Origin of the sequence: Croceicoccus naphthovorans, assembly GCF_001028705.1 — a bacterium.
GTDB classification, from domain to species: Bacteria; Pseudomonadota; Alphaproteobacteria; order Sphingomonadales; family Sphingomonadaceae; genus Croceicoccus; species Croceicoccus naphthovorans.
In genome coordinates, this window is record NZ_CP011770.1 from 3,252,571 (window position 1) to 3,277,130 (window position 24,560).

At 64.1% G+C, this 24,560-nt stretch carries 25 protein-coding genes and 1 tRNA gene; 10 read left to right on the forward strand and 16 right to left on the reverse strand.

The window, feature by feature from the left end; translation table 11 throughout:
- Positions 1–306: 306 nt before the first annotated feature.
- The 3 genes from AB433_RS16075 (at position 307) to AB433_RS16085 (ending at position 5,071) form a co-directional block, all read left to right on the forward strand.
- Entirely contained in the window at positions 307–1,362 is a 1,056-nt protein-coding gene (locus AB433_RS16075) for a quinone-dependent dihydroorotate dehydrogenase (protein ID WP_047822438.1), read from the forward strand.
- 10 nt (positions 1,363–1,372) lie between these two features.
- Positions 1,373–3,130, forward strand: coding sequence for a gamma-glutamyltransferase family protein (locus tag AB433_RS16080; RefSeq protein ID WP_053059224.1), 1,758 nt, complete (start codon positions 1,373–1,375; stop codon positions 3,128–3,130).
- Between the two features lie 87 nt (positions 3,131–3,217).
- Positions 3,218–5,071 carry an AMP-dependent synthetase/ligase gene (locus AB433_RS16085; RefSeq protein WP_082134980.1) on the forward strand — a complete coding sequence of 618 codons (1,854 nt, stop codon included), beginning with the start codon at positions 3,218–3,220 and terminating at the stop codon, positions 5,069–5,071.
- A gap of 103 nt (positions 5,072–5,174) precedes the next feature.
- Here the strand turns inward: AB433_RS16085 and AB433_RS20665 are convergent, their stop codons facing one another.
- From AB433_RS20665 to AB433_RS16115, 7 genes are all read right to left on the reverse strand, one after another.
- The gene (locus AB433_RS20665) at positions 5,175–5,579 is read right to left on the reverse strand and encodes a hypothetical protein (RefSeq protein ID WP_156170859.1); all 405 of its coding nucleotides are present in this window, start codon (positions 5,577–5,579) and stop codon (positions 5,175–5,177) included.
- 138 nt (positions 5,580–5,717) lie between these two features.
- Positions 5,718–6,137 carry an IS200/IS605 family transposase gene (gene tnpA, locus AB433_RS16090; RefSeq protein ID WP_047820960.1) on the reverse strand — a complete coding sequence of 140 codons (420 nt, stop codon included), beginning with the start codon at positions 6,135–6,137 and terminating at the stop codon, positions 5,718–5,720.
- Between the two features lie 303 nt (positions 6,138–6,440).
- A complete protein-coding gene (locus tag AB433_RS16095; RefSeq protein WP_156170860.1) occupies positions 6,441–6,962 on the reverse strand; it encodes a hypothetical protein in 522 nt (173 codons plus the stop codon).
- The gene (locus tag AB433_RS16100; protein ID WP_047822444.1) at positions 6,959–7,495 is read right to left on the reverse strand and encodes a hypothetical protein; all 537 of its coding nucleotides are present in this window, start codon (positions 7,493–7,495) and stop codon (positions 6,959–6,961) included. The genes AB433_RS16095 and AB433_RS16100 overlap by 4 nt, the downstream gene beginning before the upstream one ends.
- Positions 7,496–7,614: 119 nt before the next feature.
- Positions 7,615–8,286, reverse strand: coding sequence for a hypothetical protein (locus tag AB433_RS16105; RefSeq protein WP_047822446.1), 672 nt, complete (start codon positions 8,284–8,286; stop codon positions 7,615–7,617).
- A 5-nt stretch (positions 8,287–8,291) separates the two neighbouring features.
- On the reverse strand, positions 8,292–9,290 hold the full coding sequence (thiS, locus tag AB433_RS16110; protein ID WP_082134981.1) for a sulfur carrier protein ThiS: 999 nt from the start codon (positions 9,288–9,290) through the stop codon (positions 8,292–8,294).
- Between the two features lie 69 nt (positions 9,291–9,359).
- The gene (locus AB433_RS16115; protein WP_311735607.1) at positions 9,360–9,713 is read right to left on the reverse strand and encodes a MerC domain-containing protein; all 354 of its coding nucleotides are present in this window, start codon (positions 9,711–9,713) and stop codon (positions 9,360–9,362) included.
- A 130-nt stretch (positions 9,714–9,843) separates the two neighbouring features.
- On the opposite strand from AB433_RS16115, the gene AB433_RS16120 reads away from it, so the two are divergent.
- The 6 genes from AB433_RS16120 (at position 9,844) to AB433_RS16145 (ending at position 14,025) form a co-directional block, all read left to right on the forward strand.
- Positions 9,844–10,950 (forward strand): COX15/CtaA family protein, encoded by a 1,107-nt coding sequence (locus tag AB433_RS16120; protein ID WP_047824320.1) that lies wholly within the window; start codon positions 9,844–9,846, stop codon positions 10,948–10,950.
- On the forward strand, positions 10,947–11,270 hold the full coding sequence (gene cutA, locus AB433_RS16125) for a divalent-cation tolerance protein CutA (protein WP_179944986.1): 324 nt from the start codon (positions 10,947–10,949) through the stop codon (positions 11,268–11,270). Before AB433_RS16120 ends, cutA begins: the two co-directional genes overlap by 4 nt.
- Positions 11,271–11,411: 141 nt before the next feature.
- Positions 11,412–11,891 carry a 50S ribosomal protein L13 gene (rplM, locus tag AB433_RS16130; RefSeq protein WP_047824324.1) on the forward strand — a complete coding sequence of 160 codons (480 nt, stop codon included), beginning with the start codon at positions 11,412–11,414 and terminating at the stop codon, positions 11,889–11,891.
- The gene (rpsI, locus tag AB433_RS16135; RefSeq protein WP_047824326.1) at positions 11,891–12,397 is read left to right on the forward strand and encodes a 30S ribosomal protein S9; all 507 of its coding nucleotides are present in this window, start codon (positions 11,891–11,893) and stop codon (positions 12,395–12,397) included. The genes rplM and rpsI overlap by 1 nt, the downstream gene beginning before the upstream one ends.
- Before the next feature lie 153 nt (positions 12,398–12,550).
- Complete coding sequence (locus tag AB433_RS16140; protein WP_047822450.1) at positions 12,551–13,333, forward strand: hypothetical protein; 783 nt, start codon at positions 12,551–12,553, stop codon at positions 13,331–13,333.
- On the forward strand, positions 13,333–14,025 hold the full coding sequence (locus AB433_RS16145; protein WP_047822452.1) for a hypothetical protein: 693 nt from the start codon (positions 13,333–13,335) through the stop codon (positions 14,023–14,025). The genes AB433_RS16140 and AB433_RS16145 overlap by 1 nt, the downstream gene beginning before the upstream one ends.
- Here AB433_RS16145 and AB433_RS16150 read toward each other — a convergent pair.
- The 3 genes from AB433_RS16150 to AB433_RS16160 are packed head-to-tail and all read right to left on the reverse strand — an operon-like array spanning position 14,022 to position 16,204.
- Positions 14,022–14,270 (reverse strand): hypothetical protein, encoded by a 249-nt coding sequence (locus AB433_RS16150; RefSeq protein WP_047822454.1) that lies wholly within the window; start codon positions 14,268–14,270, stop codon positions 14,022–14,024. The two genes, AB433_RS16145 and AB433_RS16150, sit on opposite strands and share 4 nt — an antisense overlap.
- 23 nt (positions 14,271–14,293) lie before the next feature.
- On the reverse strand, positions 14,294–14,956 hold the full coding sequence (locus tag AB433_RS16155) for an RlmE family RNA methyltransferase (RefSeq protein ID WP_047822456.1): 663 nt from the start codon (positions 14,954–14,956) through the stop codon (positions 14,294–14,296).
- A gap of 9 nt (positions 14,957–14,965) precedes the next feature.
- Positions 14,966–16,204: a Ppx/GppA phosphatase family protein gene (locus AB433_RS16160; protein WP_047822459.1), complete on the reverse strand. Its 1,239-nt coding sequence runs from the start codon at positions 16,202–16,204 to the stop codon at positions 14,966–14,968.
- 203 nt (positions 16,205–16,407) lie between these two features.
- Here AB433_RS16160 and AB433_RS16165 point away from each other — a divergent pair.
- Positions 16,408–16,481: transfer RNA gene (locus AB433_RS16165), tRNA-Gln, on the forward strand.
- Between the two features lie 12 nt (positions 16,482–16,493).
- Here the strand turns inward: AB433_RS16165 and AB433_RS16170 are convergent.
- From AB433_RS16170 to AB433_RS16195, 6 genes are all read right to left on the reverse strand, one after another.
- Positions 16,494–17,258 (reverse strand): sigma factor, encoded by a 765-nt coding sequence (locus AB433_RS16170; protein WP_053059225.1) that lies wholly within the window; start codon positions 17,256–17,258, stop codon positions 16,494–16,496.
- Between the two features lie 117 nt (positions 17,259–17,375).
- Positions 17,376–18,584, reverse strand: coding sequence for a DUF445 domain-containing protein (locus tag AB433_RS16175; protein ID WP_047824330.1), 1,209 nt, complete (start codon positions 18,582–18,584; stop codon positions 17,376–17,378).
- A 58-nt stretch (positions 18,585–18,642) separates the two neighbouring features.
- Positions 18,643–22,098 (reverse strand): efflux RND transporter permease subunit, encoded by a 3,456-nt coding sequence (locus AB433_RS16180; protein WP_047822461.1) that lies wholly within the window; start codon positions 22,096–22,098, stop codon positions 18,643–18,645.
- Positions 22,095–23,333 carry an efflux RND transporter periplasmic adaptor subunit gene (locus AB433_RS16185; RefSeq protein WP_047822462.1) on the reverse strand — a complete coding sequence of 413 codons (1,239 nt, stop codon included), beginning with the start codon at positions 23,331–23,333 and terminating at the stop codon, positions 22,095–22,097. The genes AB433_RS16180 and AB433_RS16185 overlap by 4 nt, the downstream gene beginning before the upstream one ends.
- Before the next feature lie 322 nt (positions 23,334–23,655).
- The gene (gene sciP / locus AB433_RS16190) at positions 23,656–23,955 is read right to left on the reverse strand and encodes a CtrA inhibitor SciP (protein ID WP_047822464.1); all 300 of its coding nucleotides are present in this window, start codon (positions 23,953–23,955) and stop codon (positions 23,656–23,658) included.
- Positions 23,952–24,440: a hypothetical protein gene (locus AB433_RS16195; protein WP_047822466.1), complete on the reverse strand. Its 489-nt coding sequence runs from the start codon at positions 24,438–24,440 to the stop codon at positions 23,952–23,954. Before AB433_RS16195 ends, sciP begins: the two co-directional genes overlap by 4 nt.
- Positions 24,441–24,560: the final 120 nt, after the last annotated feature.

Here is a 24,560-nt window from a genome sequence, read left to right on the forward strand (position 1 = left end):
GGCGAGTGTGCTGACACACACTCTCCCATCGACCAAAGCGCCAGCGGCGATAAGCACGTACGAATACGCGTTTCATCGTCACCTCCTTTGTCCAAGCTGGCAGAGACCAGCACCTCCGAGGAGCCTCGTGCCCCTCGCCTCAAAAGAGACCGAGGATCGGAGGTCGGACAAAGTGGTAGCGCGACCGTTAAGCATGATTCCCAAGTGAACCGCTTGTGTCTACCGGACTCGGTTTGTTCTATGCGGCTTATCAACAGCCTGGTGCCGCATCGACAGGGCGAAACGCCTCTGCCATAGGCGCTCGCCATGGTCTATTCGCTGCTGCGTCCGCTGGTGTTTCGTTTCGATGCCGAAAGGGCGCATGGCGCGTCATTGGCGGCGCTGAAGGCCCTGCCCAGCTCTCTGATGGCCAGCCCGCCCCGGCCCGATCCGGCGCTGGCGATGACGGTGGCGGGGATCGCGTTTCCCAATCCGGTCGGCATGGCGGCGGGCTTCGACAAGAACGGCGAAGTGCCCGACGCGCTGCTGCGCTGCGGATTCGGGTTTGCCGAACTGGGCAGCGTGACGCCGCGCCCGCAGGAAGGCAATCCGAAGCCGCGCCTGTTCCGACTGGCCGAGGATCACGCGGTCATCAACCGGATGGGCTTCAACAACGAAGGCGCGGCGGCGGTAGAGGCGCGGATGAAGGCGCGCGCCGGGCGATCGGGAATCGTCGGGATCAACATCGGCGCTAACAAGGACAGCGAAGATCGCGTCGCCGACTATGCCGAAATGACGCGGATCATGGCGCCCTATGCCAGCTATCTGGCGGTGAATATCAGCAGCCCGAACACCCCCGGACTGCGCGCCCTGCAGGACGAATCGGCTCTGACCGGATTGCTCGATGCGGTGCTGGCCGCGCGGGGTGCAGCCAATGGAATCGAAGGGGCCCCGCCGGTATTCCTGAAAGTCGCGCCCGATCTGGAGCCTGCCGATATCGACGCCATCGCGCGGATCGCAATCGACAAGCAATTGGGCGCGCTGATGGTGTCGAACACCACGATCAGCCGACCTGCGCTGGCATCGAAGCATCGCGACGAGGGCGGCGGGCTGTCGGGCGCGCCGATCAAAGCCCTTGCGCTGCAACGCTTGCGCGATTTCCGGCGGGCCACGGGCGGACAGATTCCGCTGATCGGCATCGGCGGCATCGCCACTGCGGAGGACGCGTGGGAACGGATCTGCGCCGGGGCCAGCCTGGTCCAGCTTTACAGCGCGATGGTCTACGAAGGACCGGGCATCGCGGCAAAGGTCGTGCGCGGCTTGCCAAAGCTGATGGCGCGTGACGGGTTTTCCTCGATTGCAGAGGCGGTTGGCAGCGAATAGGCTGCGCGCCATGTTGACCCGATTTCTTGCCGCCCTTGCCGCGCCGCTCCTGCTCGGCGCGTGTGCCACCGTCCAGACAACGCCCGATCATCCGACAACCGGGATGGTCAGCGCCGCCGATCCCCGCGCGGCAGAGGCAGGCGTGGCGATGCTGCGCGCGGGCGGCAATGCGACCGATGCGGCGCTGGCGACGATGATCGCGCTGACCGTGGTAGAGCCGCAGTCGAGCGGCATCGGCGGCGGCGGCTTTCTCGTGCTCGATCCGGATGGCGATGGTGATCCGACGACATACGACGGGCGCGAAACGGCCCCGGCAGCGGCAACTGAGCAATGGTTCCTCGACAACGACGGCAAGCCGTTGCCCTTCCGCACGGCGGTGGAAAGCGGGCTGAGCGTCGGCGTCCCTGGCAGCATTGCTCTAGCAGCGAAAGCGCACGGCGAACACGGCGCACTGCCTTGGGCCAAGTTGTTCGAACCGGCGATTGCACTGGCCCGCGACGGGTTCGACGTGACGCCCCGCCTGCGCGCTTCGCTGGGCGAATGGCGTTCCGTCGGCGCGATGACGCCCGCTGCGCGCACGATGTTCTATGGCCCGAATGGAGAGCCGGTTCCGGTCGGCACCCGCGTTTACAATCCGGCGCTGGCGACGTTTCTCGACCGCGTGGCAGAGGCCGGGCCGGACGCATTCTACCACGGCGATAACGCGAGCAAGATCGCCAACGCCGTGAACGCCGCGATGCCCGCCAATGCCAAGCGCGCCGGGTATAGCGTGCAAAGCGATGGTAGCCCGGTTCCCGCAATCAAGCTGCCCGACGGCAAGATGATGCTCACCGACATCACCGCCTATGAAGCCAAGGAACGCCCGAGCCCCTGCGGCACCTATCGCGCCTATCTGATCTGCGGCATGGGCCCGCCTTCGTCCGGCGCGACCACCGTTTTCGCGATCCTGAAACAGCTCGAATCGCAGGACATGGCCGCGTATGGCCCGACCGATCCGGTTGCATGGCACCTGATCGCCGAATCGATGCGCCTTGCCTATGCCGACCGGGGCAAGTGGCTGGGCGACAGCGATTTCGTTGATGTGCCGCTGCCCGGCATGATGGACGGCGGCTATCTGACCCAGCGCGGCAAGGCGATCCGTGCCGACCGCACCATCGCCAATGCAGAACCCGGTCTGCCGCCCGGCGCAATGGCCATCATGGGCATGGGCGCGCCGCAACCCGAAAAAGGCACCTCGCACTTCGTGGCGGTGGATGGGCAGGGCGGGGTGGCCAGCTATACCTCCACCATCGAAAGCGCGTTCGGTTCAGGCCTGATGGTCAACGGCTATTACCTCAATAACGAGCTGACCGATTTCAACTTCGAACCCGGCACCGCGAACAGCGTTCAAGGCGGAAAACGCCCGCGTTCGTCGATGTCGCCGACCATCGTCTATGGCCCCAACGGCACGTTCAGGCTCGCCATCGGCGCCGCCGGGGGCGCGACGATCATCGCTCAAGTGGCCAAGGCGCTGATTGGCGTGATCGACTGGAACCTGACCGCGCAGCAGGCGATAGACCTGCCAGTAATCTTCGCGCCCGGCGGCGATACCGTGTGGGTGGAGGAGGACACCGCGCTGGTCGCGATGATCCCCGCCTTGCAGGCGCTGGGCCATGCCGACATTCGTCCCCGCCGCCCCGGTTTCAAGGCGAATGCCATAGAACTTGTCGATGGCCAATGGCGCGGCGCGGCGGACAGCCGCAGCGAGGGCGTGGCGGTCGCGCAATAAGCGGCGCGACGCTGCTTGCCGAGGCGGGACCGGCGGCCTAGAAACGCATTCGCATAAGACATTCGAGGACATCTGAGAGAGCGCCCCATGGCGAAACCCGCTTCCAGCGGATCACATCGCGGTCCGTCCGGGGCCACTATCGAACAGATGGACGAGGCGCGAAACCTCGTCTCGCTGTTCCTCGACCGCGCGGCCACGCTGGGCGACGCGCCGTTCCTCTACGTCCGCGCCGATGGCGCATGGCAACCGCTCAGCTGGGCCGAAGTCGCACGCCGCGTCGTCCTTCTGGCCGAAGGGCTGCGCGCGATGGGGCTGGAACGCGGCGACCGGGTCGTGCTGGTCAGCGAGAACCGCCCCGAATGGTGCATTTCCGACCTTGCCATCATGGCGGCAGGCCTTGTCACCGTGCCCGCCTACACCACCAACACCACGCACGATCACCTGCACGTTCTGGAAAACAGCGGCGCGCGGGCGGTCATCGTATCCGGGCCAAAGCTGGCAAAAACGCTGATCCCCGCCGTGTTGGGCAGCCCGGCTGTCGAACACGTGATCAGTTTCGAACCGATGGACCAGCAACAGGTCGGCCAGTTCCGCATCCACCGGCTGGACGAATTGCTGACCGGCGATGCTGGGGCCGCCGAAACCGCGGTGCGCGAACGCATGGCGGCGGTCAGCCGCGAAGACCTTGCCTGCATCATCTACACCAGCGGCACCGGCGGGTCCCCGCGCGGCGTGCGCCAGCACCACGGCGCGATCCTGATGAACTGCGCGGGCGCGGCGCGGGTGATTGCAGAGGATTTCGGCTGGGACTGCGAGAGTTTCCTCTCGTTCCTGCCGCTGTCGCATTCGTACGAACATACCGGCGGGCAATTCCTGCCGATCTGCCTTGGCGCGACGATCCATTATGCAGAGGGGCTGGACAAGCTGGCCGGCAATATCGAGGACGTGCGCCCCAGCGTCATGATCGTCGTCCCCCGCCTGTTCGAGGTGTTGCGCATGCGCATTCTTAAGCAGCTGGCGAAACAGGGCCGGGCCGCGCAAATCTTGGTCGACCGCGCCATCGCGCTGGCCGAACGTGCGTCCGAAGGCAAACCGCGCCCGATCATCGATGCGTTGGAAGATCGGCTGCTGGACCGCGTGCTGCGCCCCAAGGTGCGGGCGAAGTTCGGCGGGCGGATCAAGGCGCTGGTTTCGGGCGGCGCGCCGCTGAACCCGGAAATCGGCTATTTCTTCACCGGCCTCGGCATGCCGTTGCTGCAAGGGTACGGCCAGACGGAGAGCGGGCCGATCATCTCTGTCGCGCGGCCCGCTGCTGGCCTGAAAATGGATGCCGTCGGCCCGCCGATCCACGGGGCGGAAGTGCGGATTGCCGACGATGGCGAAATCCTCGCGCGCGGTGAAATGGTGATGCACGGTTATTGGCAGAACCCGGTCGAAACCGCGAAGGCGTTGCAGGACGGCTGGCTGCACACCGGCGACATCGGCCATATCGACGAACGCGGGCGGATCATGATCACCGACCGCAAGAAAGACATGATCGTCAACGACAAGGGCGACAATATCTCGCCCCAGCGGGTCGAGGGCATGCTGACTTTGCAGCCCGAAATTGCGCAGGCGATGATTGCGGGCGACCGCAAGCCCTATATGGTCGCGCTGATCGTGCCCGATGCCGAGTGGACGAAGGAATGGGCGCGCGAAAACGGCCAGACCGGCGACTGGCTGGCGCTGCGCGACAACGCCGACTTCCGCGCCGCATTGCGCGCCGCGATCGACCGGGTGAACAAGGACCTGTCGGTAATCGAACGAGTGCGGCAATACGCCTTGCCGGACGAGATTTTCAGCATCGAGAACGAGGAAATGACCCCCTCGCTCAAGATCCGCCGCCACAAGATTCGCGGCCGCTATGGCGACCGGCTGGAGGCGATGTACAAAGGCGGGTGAAACGGCGGGTTTCAGCCGCGCCCGGACTTGTGCGCTATGACCGGGATGGGGTGGAAAACTGACTGTCCGGTATCGGTGGGGGTGCTTGCGTTAGTCGAGCGGTTCAACGCATATCCGAGGACATGGTTCGACATTTTTCCAATGCGGACTCTCCAAATAGCCTGAACGACGCTGAATCGTCATCGGAAATTTCAACAATTTGCCAATTCCGAAACTCCCCGCTTCGAACCATCAAAAACTCAGCCGCTTCAGTGGCAATGGGATCGAATTTGCATACATCGTCTTTGCCATAACCGGTGATTGTCCACACCCACGCCACGGGAATGTCTGCATCTCCAACGGATAAACGCCCAGTCGAATACATTTGCTGGCTTGGAATCATGGCGGTCAGGTATTCTACGTCGCAATTTCGATCCGGACTCACCAGACCAGAAACGCGCCGCACCTCTATGTTTCGGCAAATTCTGGGCCATACATACCGAGCCCACTTGCGATGCTCGTCGGCCACCATTCCCTCCTTAGGGTATGGCGGGCTCTCAACGCCAACACTCGGTGGAAAAACATGAAAACCTGGGAACCGATCGGCGTCGGTAATTGCCGTGCGAACTGACGGCGCTGAATAACTGACCGGCCGAGGCCGGTAGGATCATGCGGAGGGGCTGAAGCCATCCTTGTGGGTATGACGGTCCAGATAACGCATGATGATGTCATCGGTGATGTTGCCGGACGTGGTTGAAAAGTAACCGCGTTGCCAGAAGCGTTGGCCCCAGTAGCGTTTGCGGATATGTTCGAACTCCTGCTGGATCTTGCGCGACGAGCGCCCCTTGGCCCGGCGCACGAAGTCGCTGACCGAGACGTGCGGCGGGATTTCTACGAACATGTGCACGTGATCCTTCGACAGCACGCCGTTCACGATGGTCACGCCCATTTCATCGCAGACCTGCCGGATGATTTCGCGAACCCTGAGCCGCACATCGCCGATCAGCACCTTGTACCGGTACTTCGGCGCCCAGACGAGATGATAGCGATGATGGAATGTCGTGTGACAACCGGAGCGATACGCCATAGCCTGTAACCTCGGGAAAAGCGGAAGCTTCACGCCTTCGGCGGTTTCCGCTTTTCCCGAGGTTACAGGCTATCACGCGAGTCTATGGCTGAAGCCACTATCCGACTGAAGTCGGAGGGGTTGCTCCTCAAACGGGACTCTAAATTTGAGCTATCAGGGCCAACCGGTGTATCGCAGCCGCTCACCAAAAGCAGCAAGATAGAAGCGCCAAGCAAACGCATATTGCGATAGTGTCATGCTTATCGAACGTCCGCAACGGGGTCGTAAGCCGTCAGTCAGCTTCCCGGAAAATAAGACCCAAACTTAAACACCAAACCCGTTCTGGAACTGCTCCAGCTCGATGCTCAGCAGGGTGTACGCCGCGTCGAGGATTTCCTCGAACGCCTCGGCCTCGATCTTGTCGGCGACCCATTGGTCCACTTTCAGCGAATCGCCCTCGCCGATCATCGAATCGAACCTTGCGTGCCAGCGTTCGCGGTTCTGCATCAGCGCGGTGACCACGCCGCCGACCACGAAGGGCCTGCGCGCGCCCAGTTTCGACCATGCGTCGATGGCTTTTACCGTGTTGCTGCGCTTGCCCGCGTCGCGGTCTTCCGTCGTCATCCCGGCCTCTGCCAGATCGCGCAGGATGCCCAGCTGTTCGTGGGGAGGAAGCGTCAGGTCGACCGGATGGCCAGCCGCTTCGGCAACCATCAGCGTCTCTGCGATGATCTCGTCCCCGCGGGCATAGAGGTTCATGCAGCGGCCACGCCAGCTGCAGATTTCATCCCAATGGGGTCCGTTGCCGCCGGTTTCGGGTACCGGCGTTCCCGTAATTGCGCTCAATGGATCTCCGCCGACTGGTCTTCGATCCAGTCAGGATAGAAGCCAGGACGGCGCTTTGACCAGCCCGGAGCGCATGCCGCGGCCTCGCTGATCGAGTGAAGCAGCACCTTGCGCCGTTCTGGCACAATCTGGGGGAGCGCCGATGCGGCGCAGAACGCGGCGGGCAGCCAGGGGCGCGCTTCCGGCCCCAGCAGGCGTTCGTATAGAAAGCGATAGGCCGCGAATCCGTGCAGGCACCCTTCGGCAAGATCGACAGCCGTCACCGCAATCAGCCGCCCCATAAAGTCCTGCATCCGGTCACCCGAACGCATCGCGGGCAGATGCGCGCGCAGCGAGCGCAGTTCCTGATAGGCAAGATGCTGGCGGCGGATAGAGGCTGCTTCGTCGCTATTGCGCGCCCAGCGGTCATAGGGGTCGGCGCGGCTGAGACCGATGTCGAGCGCGCGGCGGATATAACGCTGCTCTGCCGGGTCGAACTCGGCAAATTCGCGCAATTCCGCGATAGCCAGAGATGCCGTGTCGAGCTGCGCCATCGTTTGTTCCGCCTTTCCTCCTGTGGCCCGGCGACGTGAGGGGACATCGCCGGTCGGGTCAGAATGGCTGAAACGGGGTTAGCATCAGGTAAACGCCGGATGCGATTTCGATGCTTTTTTCAGGGTGCGAGGTTCGCGGCGACCGCGAAGGCGGCCAGTTCCTCGGTCGCGTCGCGATAGCCCTGCGGCGGGCCGTTCGCGGCGATTTGCGCGACATATTGCGCGAATTCGCGGGCAAAGTCGGGGTAGCGACCGCAGCGGCGGGCAAGCGCATCGCGCGCCTCTGCATCAAGACCATGGGCCAATGCGAACCGCAGCAACCATGTTTCGTTGGTCGGAACGTCCCCCATCGTTGCGAGTGCCGCTTCGGGATCGTCCAGCGTGTCGAACCACGGCAGGACGGTTTGGAGGACCCTCGCGGCAAAGGTTTCGGCCACGAAGGGCCGGTCGTCCGGGTTCACGACATCGAAGTCGCGTCCGTTCAGCCCCTCGGCAAAATGCAATTGTGTTGACCCGACCACGCCCGCAAACGGCCCTTCGGAATGCAGCGCCGGTTCCGTCTGCACCATGGTCCAGCGTTTCGCCGCAGCCGAATGCGTCATGGCGCTCAGCCGGAACCGCACAACCTCGCCCGCGCGATTGCCGCGGTCCGCCTGTGCGTGCAGTTCCTCGGTCATGTCGCCGCGCTTGCGGGCCAATTTGTGGCCAGAGCGGACCGCGAACCCGCAATCGGCAAGCCGGTCGGCGATGTGCCGAAGCGTATCGTCGATCGCCTCGCGCGGGGTCTCCACGCCGGTTAGATCAGGCCGGCCAGCGGGCTCGACGGGTCGGCGTATTTGCGCGTCGCCATACGCCCTGCGCGATAGGCGGCGCGGCCCGCCTCTACCGACAACCGCATCGCGCGGGCCATCAGGATCGGGTCCTTCGCTTCGGCAATGGCGGTGTTCATCAGCACGCCATCGCAGCCCAGCTCCATCGCGACTGCCGCATCGCTGGCGGTGCCGACGCCCGCGTCGACCAGCACGGGCACACTCGCGCCCTCTACGATCAGGCGGATCGTCACGCGGTTCTGGATGCCCAGCCCCGATCCGATCGGCGCGCCAAGCGGCATGATCGCCACCGCGCCCGCTTCTTCCAGTTGCTTGGCCGCGATGGGATCGTCGGCGCAATAAACCATCGGCTTGAAGCCTTCCTTGGCCAGCACTTCGGTCGCGCGCAGCGTTTCGCGCATGTCGGGATAAAGCGTCTTCGCCTCGCCCAGAACTTCCAGCTTTACGAGATCCCAGCCGCCAGCCTCTCGCGCCAGCCGCAGGGTGCGGATCGCGTCTTCTGCGGTGAAACAGCCCGCCGTGTTGGGCAGGTAGGTGATCTTTTTCGGGTCGATGAAATCGGTCAGCATCGGCGCTTTGGGATCGGAAATGTTCACCCGGCGCACCGCGACCGTCACGATTTCCGCGCCGCTCGCCTCCAGCGCGGCGGCGTTCTGGGCAAAATCCTTGTACTTGCCAGTGCCGACGATCAGGCGCGAACGGAACGTCTTGCCCGCCACCGTCCAGCTATCGTCCGTTACGCTGGCACCGTGTTCGCCGCCGCCGACGAAGTGTACGATTTCCAGCGAATCGCCCTGCGACAGGCCCACGCCTTCCAGCGAGGTACGCGGCACGATGTCGCCATTGCGCTCTACCGCGACTTTCGTCGGCTCCAGATCGAGCAGGCGGGCAAGGTCGGCAACGCTGCTGCCGGCGGGGATGCGGCGGGTTTCGCCGTTTACGACGATGGAAATCTGTTCGGCCATGCGGCGGGACATAGTTGCTTTACGCGCCCGTGCAAGCGCGCAAACCCCGCGAAAGTCAGAACGCCAATATCAGAAAGAATGCAGCCGCAGGTTCAGGATATGCGCGGTGGCGACGCAGATCACGCCCGCGATGGTCAGCCCCGCCTCTGCCACGCCGTGCGGCACGAACAGCGCGGTGGCCATCAGCGCCAGCCCGAACGAGCCCAGAAACAACGGCCCGACTTGCTTGTGCCGCATCGCGCCCAGCCCGATCGTCACCGCGCCGACGACGATCGCCAGACCCAGCCCGATCTCATGAATTTCAGGGGCCAGCAACCACTGCCCGCCAAGGCCCAGCAGGCCAACCAGCAGGATCGAGCCGACGCAATGCACGACGCACAGACCAGACAGGGCAATGCCCAGCCGGTCGAGTTTAATGCGCAAGGCTCCTGTCGGTCGCTCCATACGGGGCCGTGTATGTTACACTGTATCATTGCGCAAGGTGTTTCGAGCGTTCAGTCGCCTGCAGGCCCCTTGCACTTTGTCGCAAAGCGCCGCAGATGCGGCTTCCGAGATGAAGACAGCCTCCCTCTACGCCCCGGATTCCGTGCGATACGGATCGGAACGCCCCCTCGCCCTGTCGCGCTGGCTGATGATCGTCGCGGCGCTGGTTATTTTGATAGTCGCGGTCGGCGGGATCACCCGCCTGACCGAATCGGGCCTGTCGATTACCGAGTGGAAGCCGGTGACCGGCGCGCTGCCCCCGTTGAACGAAGCGCAGTGGCAGGCGGAGTTCGATGCCTATAAGCAGATCCCGGAATATATAGAGGTAAACGGACCGGCGGGCATGACGCTGGCCGATTACAAGTTCATCTATTTCTGGGAATGGTTTCACCGCTTGCTGGGCCGCCTGATCGGCGTGGCATTCGCGCTGCCGCTGGCGTGGTTCTGGGTGCGGCGGGCTATCCCTGCGGGGTACAAGCCGCGACTGCTGGCCCTGCTGGCGCTGGGCGGATTGCAGGGGGCCTTCGGCTGGCTGATGGTCCGGTCGGGCACCGGGCCGGATGCGATCCCGGCGATGCGGACCGACGTTTCGCACTATTGGCTATCCGTCCACCTGATGACCGCGCTGTTCACGCTGGGCGGATTGGTGTGGACGGCGCTGGACTTGCGCAACTGGGCGCGCAGCGATCCGCATTCGCGGCTGACCGGCTTTTCGGTCGGCGTTCTGGTGATCCTTGCGATCCAGCTGCTTTACGGCGGGTGGATGGCGGGGCTGGACGCCGGATATGTCGCGGGCGGCGGATTCTGGAATTCGTGGCCGATGATGCAGGGCAGCTTCTTTCCCGATGGCATCGACTGGGCGCTTGGCGCGGTTCACGCGATGACGGCGGACCCGTTCCTCGTGCACTTCATCCACCGCTGGTGGGCATGGGTTGCGGTGGCGGCGCTGATCGTCATGGCGCGGCACGTGCGGGCGAAGGACCGCCGCGCCTCGATCGCGATCCACGCCACGTTCGGCACGCAGATCCTGCTCGGCATCGCTACGGTCTGGACCGGCCTCGCCCTGTGGGTCGCAGTGGCACATCAGGTGGTCGGCGCACTGGTGCTGGTGGCAGCCGTGTGGGGCGCGCACTTGCTCGGCTATCGCGACCGGATGCCGGGAAGCGCATTGAAGTGAGCGCGGCGGCACTGATCTGGGCCCCGTTCGAGGACGAGAACAGCGCCGCCAAGGTCGCCGATGCACTGCTCGACGAAGGTCTCATCGTCTGCTGCAACATGATCCCGATAAAGTCGCGCTACGTCTGGAAGGGTGAGCGCGGACAGGGCGACGAAGTCGGCGCGCTGTTCAAGACCCGGGCAGACCTGCTTCACAAGGCAGTGGCGCGGCTGGAAGAGCTGCACCCCTATGAAACCCCCGCGATCACCGGCTGGACCTGTCAGGCGGCGGGCGGCGAAACGCTGGCCTGGCTGGCGGGGATCGGGCCGGCTTCGGACTAGGCGCAACTGCACGGTATTATTTTACCGCGTCCGAAATGCCCGCATTTGCTTGACTTGTGCGCGCAGACCGGCAAAAGCGCGCCCACTTCGCCCCGGATCATCCGCGGCGCTTCTCGCATCTAACGTAAGGAACTGATGGCCATGAAGGCGCTCAGCACCCAGACCCGGTCGATCAAGCCGGCCGAGGTCGAAAAGAAATGGCACCTGATCGACGCCGAAGGGCTCGTCGTCGGTCGCCTGGCGGTGATCATCGCCAACCACCTGCGCGGCAAGCACAAGCCGAGCTACACCCCGCACGTCGATTGCGGCGACCACGTCGTCGTCATCAACGCCGACAAGGTGAAGTTCACCGGCAACAAGACGCAGGACAAGCGTTACTACAAGCACACCGGCTATGCCGGCGGCATCAAGGAAACCAGCCCGGCCAAGGTGCTGGAAGGCCGTTTCCCGGAACGCGTCCTTGAAAAGGCCGTGGAACGCATGGTTCCGCGCGGCCCGCTGGGTCGCCAGCAGATGAAGGCGCTTCACCTCTACGCCGGCACCGAACATCCGCACGACGGGCAGCAGCCCGAAGTGCTCGACGTTGCCGCCCGCAACCGCAAGAACAAGGTTGGTGCATGATGGCCGACAACGAAGTCAAAGACCTGTCCGATCTGGCTGACCTGACCGAAGGCACCGAGATCGAGAACACCGAAGCCAAGGCCCCGACCATGCCGCTGCGCGAACAGCAGCTGGACAAGCAGGGCCGCGCCTATGCAACCGGCCGCCGCAAGGACGCCGTCGCCCGCGTGTGGATCAAGCCCGGTTCGGGCAAGGTCATCGTCAACGGCCGCGAACAGGAAGTCTATTTTGCGCGACCGACGCTGCGCCTCGTCATCGATCAGCCTTTCGCGATCACCGATCGTCAGGGCCAGTACGATGTTGTCGCGACCGTCAAGGGCGGTGGCCTTTCGGGCCAGGCCGGTGCGGTAAAGCACGGCATTTCGCAGGCGCTTACCAAGTACGAGCCCGCGCTGCGCAGCACGGTCAAAGCCGCCGGCTTCCTGACCCGCGACAGCCGCGTCGTCGAGCGTAAGAAGTATGGGCGCGCGAAAGCCCGCCGCAGCTTCCAGTTCAGCAAGCGCTGATCTGCAAACACAAGTTTCGGTTCACCCGGAAACAAGAAGGGCGGTCCCGATGGGGCCGCCCTTTTTCGTGCGCCCCTAAAAGGACCTGATCGCCACATTTTTGCGTATTTGGCAGAGCAAAATGCGCGATCATTCGACTCGGGGAACAAGAAAATGAGAAAGCCTGTAATTGCCGCATTGGCGACCGCTTCGATCCTGGCCGCCATGCCCGCCCACGCCGAAAAGGCGGATCGTCTCACCACCCTCAACGGCCTTTCTGCTGACGGTGCCGAGAGCGCGCTGCAGTCGCGCGGCTTCAAGTACATCACCAGCAACACCAATTCGATGGGCTATACTTACAGCTATTGGTGGGACGCGAGCGACAGGAACTGCGTTCAGGTCGAAGCCTATAGCGGCAGGGTCGAAACCATCCAGGACGCGTCCGACAGCGATTGCCACCACAGCGGCGGCGGGAATGCCGCGGCGGCGGCCGGCGTGGTCGCGGGGGCGGCGTTGCTGGGCGCACTGCTTTCGCACAAATCCCACCACCATGACGACAACCAGCACGCGGCCCATGCCGAGCACGAGGCGCAGTACGAACGCGGCTATACCGACGGTCTGCACAACGCCGCCTATCACAACTACGAACGGTCGGACCACTACGCCAACGGGTACCAAGCGGGTATCGAGCAGCGGCAGGCCAATCTGTCGCACCATCATGGGCGCGGCGGCTATGCGGCGGTCGCCCAGTACCAGGACCTTCAGGGCGCCCGCGCCGCCGGCGGCATGGAGGAGCTGTCGCGCCGCGGCTTCCGCCAGGTCGACAATTTCACCTCGGGCAATGGCCGCTATTCGATCCAGTGGCGGCCCGAATCGCGCCAGTGCCTTCAGGTCATCGTCGCCGACGGCCGCCTGGAAGACCTGCGCGACATCGGCCAACATCCGAAGTGCCGGTAATGGGGGCCCTGGTCATGACGTCCGGACGCGGCGCTGCGGCGCTGTTCACGCTGGCGCTTCTGGGTTGCGGTTCGCAAGCGCCAGAAGATGCCACCCCGACAAGCGACGCCCTGCCTGCGGGAGAGGCTGACGGCTTCGCCTTTCCCGAAAGCGTCGCAGCATTCGGGGACGGCTATCCCGAAGCCGGCGACACCTGCCGACGCCTGGGCGAAAGCTCTGCTACCTCGCCCTACCTCGACGACAGCGCAGCGCTGGTCGGTTGCCCGACACAGGCGCAGGCCGAAGCGCTGGGCGGCACGATCGTCGCCACCGTCGACGGGGTGGTGATGGTCTCCGTGCCCGAGGCGCGGACCGCGGCGGCAAGCGGCGACGCGCTCGTCCCCGGCACTGACTACAACGCGACCACCGATATTCCCTGCGGCTTTGGCGGTGCAGCCCCGGCCCAGACCTGTTTCGCGGGGGTCAAGCGCCAGTGGGGCGATGACGGCACCACGCTGGTCGAAGTGAAGAAGCCGGATGGCCGCACCCGGGCGATATTCTTTACCGGTACCACCCCAACCGGGGCCGACAGCGCGCAATCCGACGGATCGGCGGGCTGGGATTTCAAGACCGTTCGGGACGGCGACCGGATGACGATCAGCTTCGGCCCCGAAACTTACGTCATTGTCGATGCGCTGGTCGAAGGGGGCTAGCGCGCCCGTCGCCAGCGCCAGATTCCGAACAGGATCGCCAGGTTGATTGCCGGGGCCAGCACGGCCATCGTCGGCCCCGTCCAACCCGCCCGGTCGAACAACAGGTTCCAGGGAAGCCCCAGCGGGATCAGGAAAACGCCCGACAGCGGGTCTTTTTCCTGGCCGAACCAGCCGAACGTTCCGATCAGCAAAAGCGCAAGCGCGAACAGGTAAAGGGCGGCAAATATTCCAACGAGCCACTTCATCGCTCTTCCCCCTTCGTTTGCCGTCAGCCCCTGCCCTTGAAGCCTTGCGCGATGACGTACCATTCGCTGCTGTCCTTGCGGCTGGCCGGCGGCTTGGCGTGTTTGACCACGGTAAAGTTGCGCTTCAAAATGTCCAGCAGCGCCTTGTCAGTGCCGCCCGCGAAGACCTTGGCCACGAAGGCCCCGCCGGGGGCGAGGGTCTGGACCGCGAAGTCGACCGCCGTTTCGACCAGCCCCATCGTGCGCAAGTGATCGGTCTGCTTGTGGCCCACGGTATTGGCCGCCATGTCGGAGAGGACGAGGTCGGGCGCCTGCCCCAGCGCATCTATCAGCGCATCAGGCGCGGCGTCGTCCATGAAGTCCATCTTGAAGATCGTCACGCCCGGCAACGGATCGACGTCGAGCAGGTCGATGCCCACGATTTTCGCCTGCGGGCGACGCTCGGCCACGACCTGGCTCCATCCGCCCGGCGCGATTCCAAGGTCGACGACGGCCTGCGTGCCGCGCAACAGGCCGAACTTTTCATCCAGCTCCTTCAGCTTATAGGCGGCGCGGCTGCGATAGCCGTCGGCCTTGGCCTGCGCGACATAGGGATCGTTCAGCTGGCGCGACAGCCAACGTGCCGAGCTCGCGGTCCGCTTCTTGTTAGCCTTCAGCTTTTGCCTGTCGTTGCCGGATCTGCTCATGGGGTCGCCTTACAGCGCGCGCTCGCGGCGAGCCAGCGCCCTGTTCGCATCGCCCAGCCGCGCGCCCGCCATCAGGCTGCGCAGGATTCCTTCGCGAATCCCGCGATCGGCCACGCCCAGCTTTTCGGCGGGCCAAAGGTCGAGGATGGTCTCAAGGATCGCGCAGCCCGCAACGACCAGTTCGGCCCGGTCGCGCCCGATGCACGGCAGTTCCTGCCGCCCTGCGCGGTCAAGCGACGACAGGTCGCGCGCGATGTCACGCATCGCGGTGGCCGGAACGATCAGCCCGTCAACGGCGCGCCGATCATATTGCGGCAGGCCAAGGTGCAGGCTGGCCAGCGTCGTCACCGTGCCGCTGGTGCCCAGCAGGCGCGGCGGATCGCGCGCCGGCATGTCGCGGAAGGGATCGAGCCGTTCGGAGAAATCGGCAAAGGAATCGCGCACCGCACGGCGCATCCGGCGATACCGGTCCAGCCGCTGCACCCGGTCCAGCGAACCCGCGCCATCGGCAAAGCTCTCTGTCAGCGAAACCACACCCCACGGCACCGATTGCCAGTCGAGGATGCGGGGAACCGCGCCTTCTCCGGTCTCGATCAGCACCAGTTCGGTCGAACCGCCCCCGATGTCGAAGATCATCGCCGGACCTTCGCCCTGTTCCAGCAGGACATGGCAGCCCAGCACCGCCAGCCGCGCCTCTTCCTGCGCACTGATCACGTCGAGCGCGATGCCTGTTTCGGTCCGCACGCGTTCGATAAACGCCTCACCGTTGCTGGCACGGCGGCAAGCCTCGGTCGCGACGGATCTTGCGAGGTGGACGTTGCGGCGGCGCAGCTTGTCGGCACAGACTTTCAGCGCTGCGACGGCACGGTCCATCGCCTCGTCCGACAATCGCCCGGTCTGCGCCAGCCCTTCGCCCAGCCGCACCACGCGGCTGAACGCATCGATGACGACGAAGTTCTCACCCGAAGGGCGGGCGATCAGCAGGCGGCAATTGTTGGTGCCAAGATCAATGGCGGCATAGGCCTGACGCGACTGGCCAAGATTGGGAGCAGGCCCGCCGGTGCGGATCGCGGGGGCAGGGCGCAGGTCTTCATCGCGCGCATTGCCGGGCCGTTTGCTCTTCGCCTTGTTGTCCGGCGCTGCCTTTACGGATGGCGGATCACTCTGCCCGTCCGACTGCGGATCTTGCGGCAAATCGTGCCTGCCTCGATCCTCTTCCTGCGTTGCCGGCGGGTCGAAATCCGCCATGCTCTCAACTATCCGAATTCGTATTTCCACATGAACCGCGATCGCGCCCGGGGGCGCCCATCACGGCGAACCTGCGGCCATGCTACGCGCAGGGGTGCGATGTGGCAAGTTTGCGGGATTTCCCGCGCCTAAGATGGCTTGACCTGCGCCGCTGCTGCGCATAGAGGCACGGCCCGCAGCGCGCTTTATATGGCCGCCGCAGTTGCCCCGTCGTCTAATGGTAAGACTACGGACTCTGACTCCGTCAATTGAGGTTCGAATCCTCACGGGGCATCCAGCTTCTACCCGATCAGTTCAGCATCATCGGCCCGGCCTGCGCGCGCAGGCTGCGCAGGACCCGGCGCGAGATCTGGCGCTGTTTTTCGTTGTCCAGCGGGTGGTCTGGGTCGAACTTCGCCTTGTCGCTGTCGGCAAAGACATAGCGGGTGACGATGGCACGTTCGCTGGCGAGATCGCGCTCAATCGCGGTCAGATCGTCGGGGTGCAGCGTGCCGGGCATCGTCTCACGCTGACGCAAGCGGACCTTGGCCAGAGCGCGCTGGGCGCGGTCGCGCATTTTCGCCTCATAGGCATCGAGCATCGCTTCGAACGATTCCTCCGCGATCCGGTCGGCGGCACTCGCCTCGACCCGGTCGGTCGCGGCGTCGTCCTCTACGTCGAACACAGTTCCGTCGCTGGCTGCCAGCGCATCGAGCGAGACGGTGCGCGCGCCGATCCGCTTGGCACTGTCGCGCGAATCGAGGCGGACGCGGTGGCGCAGCGCCTGCAACTCGCACCGCAGCTGCCAGTTGACGAACGTGGTGAACCGTGCGCGGTCCGGATCATAGGCGTCGATGGCGCGGTGGACGCCGATGGCGCAGGCTTGTTCGGCATCTTCGGCCATGTCGACAAGGCCATAGGCGCGGGTGAAGTGGCGGACCCGCGGCGCGATCAGGCGCATGATCCGCGCGAAGATGCGGTCTTCCTCGCGTCGGGATCGCGCGTCACTAACTTTTATGCGCAGGGCGCGAATGGCGGCGATTTCGCGTTCCAGCGCGTCTGTCGTGGCGGACACGTTTCGGCCTCCCGGTCTGCACGCCGCGGGGCACTGCGGCGGACAAACAGGGTTAACGGGCGCGCTCTAACGCAGGGCGCAGGCAGGCTTAGGCAGAACTACGTAAGGGTCTGCGCGTTACAACAAGTGATCGATCGCGTGGATCGTCACGCCGACCAACCCGCCGACGAGTGTGCCGTTGATGCGGATGAACTGCAGGTCGCGGCCCACGGCGCCCTCCACCCGTTCGGTAATGGTCTGCGCGTCCCATCGCTTGACCGTTTCGGACACGAGCCGGACGATCTGGTCACCATAACGATTGGCCACACCCACCGCGCTGCGCCGGGCAAAACGGTTGATCTGGGCCTGTAGCCGCGGATCGCCGCGCACCGCTTCGCCCAGTTCGGCGATCATTCCGCCAAGCTGGCCGGACAAGACGCCCTGCGGATTGCGCGCAGCGTCGATCAGCCCGTGTCGCATGCGTTCCCACACGCCCTGCCACCAGGTGCCCAGCGCCTCGCTCTCCAGCATCTCGCGCTTGATGCCCTCGACCTTGGCGCGCATCGCAGGATCGTGAACGAGATCGCGGGCGAGCTTTTCCAGCCCTTCCTCGACCTTGGCCCGCACCGGATGGTCGGGGTTCACCAGCATCTCGGCCAGCAGGCGATAGAGCCCGTCGAGCACCGAATTCGCCAGCCGCTCGTCCAGACCCGTCCAGCGCAGCAGGGCATTGGCGCGCTGGTGGATCATGTCGCGCACCAGCGCCTCGTTCGCCTCCAGCGTCAGGCCCGCCCAGCGCACGGTGGCATCGATCAGCGGCAGATGGCGCCGGTCGGCAATCGCCGCCCCCAGCGCATTTCCCAAGAGCGGCGAGACCTCCAGCTTGTCCAACTGGTGCTTCAACCCACCGCGCACCTGTTCACCCAGCCGTTCGGGATCGAGCGATTCGAGAACTTCGGCGATCAGTTCCGCGACGCCCGCACGTACGCCGATCTGGTCGCGCTTGGCCGGATCGGCGAGGAATTCGCCCAGCGCACGCGCCACGTTCATGCCGTGCAGCCGCCGCGCCACGACCTGCGGAGTCAGGAAATTGGCGCGCAGGAACCCGGCCATCGTATCGGCAATGCGATCCTTGTTGGTCGGTATGATCGCAGTGTGCGGGATCGGCAGGCCGAGCGGGCGGCGGAACAACGCGGTCACCGCGAACCAGTCGGCCAGCGCGCCGACCATCGCCGCCTCCGCAAATGCCATGACGTAGCCGACACCGGGATGCAGGCCGACATATTGGCGCGATACCAGAAAGACTGCGGCCATGAGCAGGAGCAGCCCGGTCGCCACCCGGCGCATCGTCTTGGCGCGATCCGGCACGGGGCCGGATGCTATGGCGGCGATCCGCGCCAAGCCCTTATTCGGCCGGCAGGGCGCCACCCCGGTCGGTCTGCTCGTCACGCGGGCCATGTTCGTCGCCCGGGCGATAGGTCAGGAACATGTTGCGCAGCTTTGGCCCGATCCGTTTTTCGAAGCCATCGGCAATGCTGAACCCGGCGGGGACGATGACCAGTGTCAGGATCGTCGACAGAATGAGGCCGCCGATCACCACCAGGCCCATCGGCTGACGCCAGGCGCCATCGCCGCTGAGCGACAGGGCGGTCGGCACCATGCCCGCCGCCATCGCGACGGTGGTCATCACGATCGGCTGCGCACGTTTATGCCCGGCGTCGATGATCGCGACCTTTTTGTCGATACCTTTATCCATTTCCTCGATCGCGAAGTCGATCAGCAGGATCGAGTTCTTGGCGACAATGCCAAGCAGCATCAACACGCCGATGTAAACCGGCATGGAGAGTGACCCTAGTCCCTCGCTGAAAAAGCCGAGGAACCAGATCACCAGCAATCCGCCCAGCGGCGCCAGCAGCAGCGAGGTCATGTTCACCAAGGGCGAGACGACGCGCTTGTAAAGCAGGACCAGCACCGCGAAGACCAGCAGGATGCCAGTGATCACCGCGATGATGAAGTTCTGGATCATCTCCGCCTGCCACTCATCCTCACCTACTGCAGGGCTGGACACGCCGGTCGGCTTGTTTGCCATCGTCGGCAGCTTGTTAATCTCTTCCATGACCGGGCCTTTGACCTGCCCTTCGGCAAGGTCGGCACCGATGATGATGCGGCGAGACTGATTGAACCGCTGAATCTGCGTTGGCCCCGCGCCAAAGCTGATTTCCGCCACCCGGCTGAGCGGAACCGATCCGCCGTTGGCGGTCGGCACTGGCAGATTTTCGATCACCGCAATGTCGCTGCGCGAGCTTTTGGACAAGACGACACGAATAGGGATCTGGCGGTCGGATAGCGAGAATTTCGCCGCGTTCTGGTCGATCTCTCCGATGGTGGCGATGCGGATCGCCTGGCTGAGCGCCGCCGTCGTCACGCCCAGTTGCGCGGCAAGGTCCGGGCGCGGGGTGATGATCAGTTCGGGGCGCTGCAGGTCGGCCTCGATCCGGGGGGCGACCAGCGTGTTCAACCCGCGCATTTCGTTCACGATCTTGTTCGCGGTATCTTGCAGCAGGTCCGGGTCCGACCCGGCCAGCATCACGGTAATATCGCGGCCCGATCCGAACCCGCCCGATTGTGAGGCGAAACTGGCCCGCGCGTCGGAGATTGACTGAAGCTCTGGCGCAAGGCGACGTTCGAAGTCGATGCTGGTGGTTTTGCGGTCTTCTTTCAGTGCGATATAGATATTGGCACTGCCCTCACGCACGTTTTGCAGCGCCCGCTCCACCTCTGGCTGGGCGTAGAGCAATTCGGAAATCTGGTCCGCTACGGCAACCGTCTGTTGCAGCGTGGTGCCCGGCACCATCTCGATCCGCACGCGGCTGGTGTCGCTGTCGATCGTGGGCTGGAACTGCTGCGGAATAGTCATGAACAGAACCATCGTGAGGAGTAGCGCCCCGATCCCTCCGCAAAACGCCCAGAAACGATGATCGTAAAGCCGCGCATAGACCCGATGGCCGAAATTGCGCAGACTGGCGAATACCCCATCGCGACCGTTTTCGCGCCGGAACATGCCAACCAACAGGCGCAGGACGAAGCTGATCGCAAACAACGCCGCGCCCGCGATGGCGGCACCGGCAGCCGCCATGCCGACCGCAGATCCGGTTGCGATCAGGGCATCTGACGCGTTCTCTCCATAATCCGCTCCGGCCAAACCAAGGACGGTCATCGAGATAAATACAAATGCGGCAAGGATCAGAGCGGGCGCGAATATCTCTATCGCGCGCGCTGGCTGCGCTTTGCGCGCCTCCGCCTTGCGCTCGTCCAGCATGAAGGGCAGCACCTTCATATAAAGGTCCATCATCCGGCCCTCGCCATGTTCGGCATGGCCGTGGGAACGCAGGAAATAGGCTGCGATCATCGGCGTGATCATGCGCGCCACGGCAAGGCTGGTCAGCACGGCGGCGACGACCGTCAGGCCAAAATTCTTGAAGAACTGACCGGAAATGCCCGGCATAAGGCCGACCGGCAGGAACACCGCGACGATCGACATCGTGGTGGCGACGACGGCCAGACCGATTTCGTCCGCCGCGTCGATAGAGGCCTGATAGGCTGATTTGCCCATGCGCATATGGCGCACGATGTTCTCGATCTCGACGATGGCGTCATCGACCAGCACGCCCGCCACAAGGCTGAGCGCAAGCAGCGACAGCGTATTCAGCGAGAACCCCATCAGGTCCATGAAGAAGAACGTGGGTATCGCGGACAGCGGGATGGCGATGGCGCTGATGATCGTGGCGCGCCAGTCGCGCAGGAAAAAGAACACCACGATAATGGCCAGCAAGGCCCCTTCGACCAGCGCCTCTATGCTGCTCTTGTACTGGTCCTTGGTATATTCGGTCGAGGTGAAGAGCGGGAAGAACGAGATGCCCGGGTTCTCTTCCTTGATCTTCTCGATCTCGGCCATCGCATCGTCATAGACCGACACTTCCGACGCGCCCTTCGCGCGCTCGAGGCTGAAGGTCACGACCTGCCGCCCCTTCAACTTGGCGACGCGGGTCTGTTCGGAATAGCTGTCGGTCACCGTGGCGACATCGCGCAGGCGGATGATCCGCCCGCCCGACAGGTTGATCCGTGTTTCGCCCAGATCATAGGCATCGCGTGCATTGCCCAGCACGCGGACCGACTGGCGCGCATCGGCGATCTCGGACTGTCCGCCCGCCGCATCGACATTGACCTGCCGCAGCACGGCGTTGACCTGCGACGCCGTCACGCCCAGCGACTGCATCTTCGCCGGATCGAGCACGACGCGAATCTCGCGGTCCACGCCGCCGCCACGGCTTACCGCGGCCATGCCTTCGATCGAGAGCAGGCGTTTCGACACCGTGTCGTCGACAAACCAGCTCAGCTGCTCCATCGTCATGTCGTCTGCAGAGATCGCGAAATAGGCGATTGGCTCACCCGCGATGTCGATTTTGGTTACCTGCGGTTCGAGGATACCGTCGGGCAGATCGCTGCGAATCTGGTCGACGGTATTGCGCACCTCATTCGTCGCGTCGTTCGGGTCGATCCCCAGTTCAAACTGGATGAAGGTGTCACTGGCCCCTTCTCTGGCGGTCGACTGGATCTGGTCGACGCCGTTGATCGAACGAACCGCCGCCTCGACCTTTTGCGTGATCTGGGTGTTGATCTCGCTCGGCGCGGCGCCGGGCTGTACGACGGTCACGTTAACGCCCGGAAAGTCGATGTCCGGGTTGTTGTTCACGTCCATCCGCGCGAACGACAGCATACCCGCCAGCAACAGCCCGACGAACAGGACGATGGGCACGATCGGGTTCTGAATCGACCACGCGGAAAGATTGCGAAGGTTCATCGTCTGCCGCCCTTATTGGCGCCCCCGCCCAGCGTATCCTTAACCATCTGCGGCTTGATCTTGTCGCCTTCGAACAGGAAGCCGCCCGCGCGCAGAACAACGCGTTCCTTGCCGGTCAGCCCATCGACGATGGTAATACCGCGGTCGGTGACCAGACCGGTGCGGATGGACCGTCGCTGGACGGTGTTGTCCTTGGTGACGATATAGACGAACGCGCCGTCATCATCGTTCTGGATCGCGGATTCGGGCAGCATCGGCGCAGTGACGCCGCCGCTGGACAGTCGCGCGGTGGCAAAGCCGCCGGGGCGCAGTGCGCGATCATAGGCCAGCGCGATCCGCGCCTCTCCCTGGCGTGAGGTTTCATCGATAGTCGGTGAAATCTGCCAGACTTGCCCGGTGAAAACCTTGCCCGAGCCCACCGGCGAAACTTCCGCAGTGGCCCCGACCGAAAGGCGAGAGAGGTCGCTTTCACCGACCAGCGCGGCAAGCTCCATCTCGCCCCCGCGGGCAAGCGTGAACAATGGGCCGGACCCACCCGAAACGACCTGCCCCATCTCGACATTGCGCGTCAGCACAAGGCCGCCCGCCGGGGCAACGATGTTGAGGCGCGCGTTGCGGGCATTCAGTTCGCGCAGCTGCGATTCGGCAACGCGTACGCGGGCAACGGCGGCATCACGCGTCGCGGTCAGGCGGTCCACGTCGGCCTTGGAGATAAAGCCGCGATCCACCAGTTGCAGCGCACGATCAAGGTTCGACTGCGCCAGTTGGGCATCGGCGCGGGCGACCTGTACTTGCGCGGCCTGCGCCGAGGCCTGCTGCGATTGCACCGAACGGTCGATCACCGCCAGAACCTGGCCCTGGCTCACCCAGTCGCCCTCATCCACGCGGATGTCGACGATCTGCCCCCCCTCACCCACCGAACCGATGGGCATCGGCTTGCGCGCGGCCAAGGTGCCGCTGGCGTTGATCTCGCTGACCACGCTGGAGCTTCCCGGCACGATCACGCTGACCGTGGGAACCTGCGTGGCCGCCGGATCGTCGGCAACGGCTTCGCCCGAACCGGTGAAGAACAGCACGATGGCAACGATGCCGACGATGGCGGCGGCAGCGATCAGGGCGATCTTGATCTGGCGGCGGCGGCGGTCTTCGGCCTCTTCCATCGCAAACTCGTCGATCACCACTTCACCTTCTGCAACGTCAGGTCGACGGGTTTCGGGAGAGGTTTCGTAATTCATCGGTGCCTGGCCCTGAGCCACTCCACAACGGTCGCCTTATGCGGACGCTGTATTACGCGCATAAGTCACCTTGGGCAAGAGCCGTTGGTATCAAGCGCAATTAAACGAAAAGGCCCCGCATTTCAGGGCCTGTTGACACCAGTGCTAACAAGATTTTGCGCGGCGCACAATTGCCCCTCGTCGAACGACAACAGTCGCTCGTCGGTCGGGGCAGGGCGCGGGTGCCTATTTCGCCTGCTTTAAAAATATATGCTGCGCGAAATGGCGTACCGGCGCGGGAAAATGTCGATGAAAAACAGAAGTTCGCGGGATGCGAAGGTGATCAGTACTTCATCTGCCGTTCGTAAAGATCGCGATAGTGCTGAATCCGCGTAACGCGCAGGCCCTTCATGCCCGACCGTTCGACGGCACGTTGCCACGAAGCGAATTCCTCAAGCGTCAGGTCATAGCGTTTGCACGCATCATCGATCGTCAGCAGCCCGCCATTCACGGCCGCGACCACTTCCGCCTTGCGGCGAACGACCCAGCGGCGTGTGCTCGCGGGGGGAAGATCGTCCAGCGTCAGCGGCTCGCCAAGCGGGCCGATGACCATTGCCGGTTTGATGTCCTGGTTCTCGATCATTCGGTCCTCGACACAATCCCTATGCTTGGCCCTTGGTTTGGCCCTATGCTTGGCGCTTCTTGCGGCCCTTCGGCTGCCGTGGCGGCAGGGCTGCCTGCGTGATCCCGAAGGACCTGCGCAGCCTTGCGTGACGGATTGTTAGCTTCAGAAGGCTTGATATTGGGTAAACGCCCCGAACCTTCGCCGCCGGTCAGGCCCAGATGGCGCAGATCTTCGGGCGCAAAACGGCGTTCGGGCATATCGCCCGACACCCCTGCCCCCGCCGCCAGCGCGAACAGCGTTTCCGCCGCGCGTGGGTCGAAGCTGCCTTGTGCCATCGCCAGGGCAAGGCCATGCGGATCGAACGTTTCGCCAAGCGATGCGCGCAGATCGCGCTCTGCCTGAAGGCGGGCGAGCAGCCCGTCCCATTCCACCGGGCGCAGGCGCGCTTGATCCTGTGGCGTTGCCTCTGGATCGTTCGGCAGGTGGGGGACATTTGCCAACATGAACCAACCATGGCCCGCGCTTGGTCAAGAACCGGTAAACGCGGCTTTCACGTCTTGTTAGGGATAACCCTTAGGACTTCTACGTAGATCATCCATGCCGCACGGGCTTTTGCCCCGCGC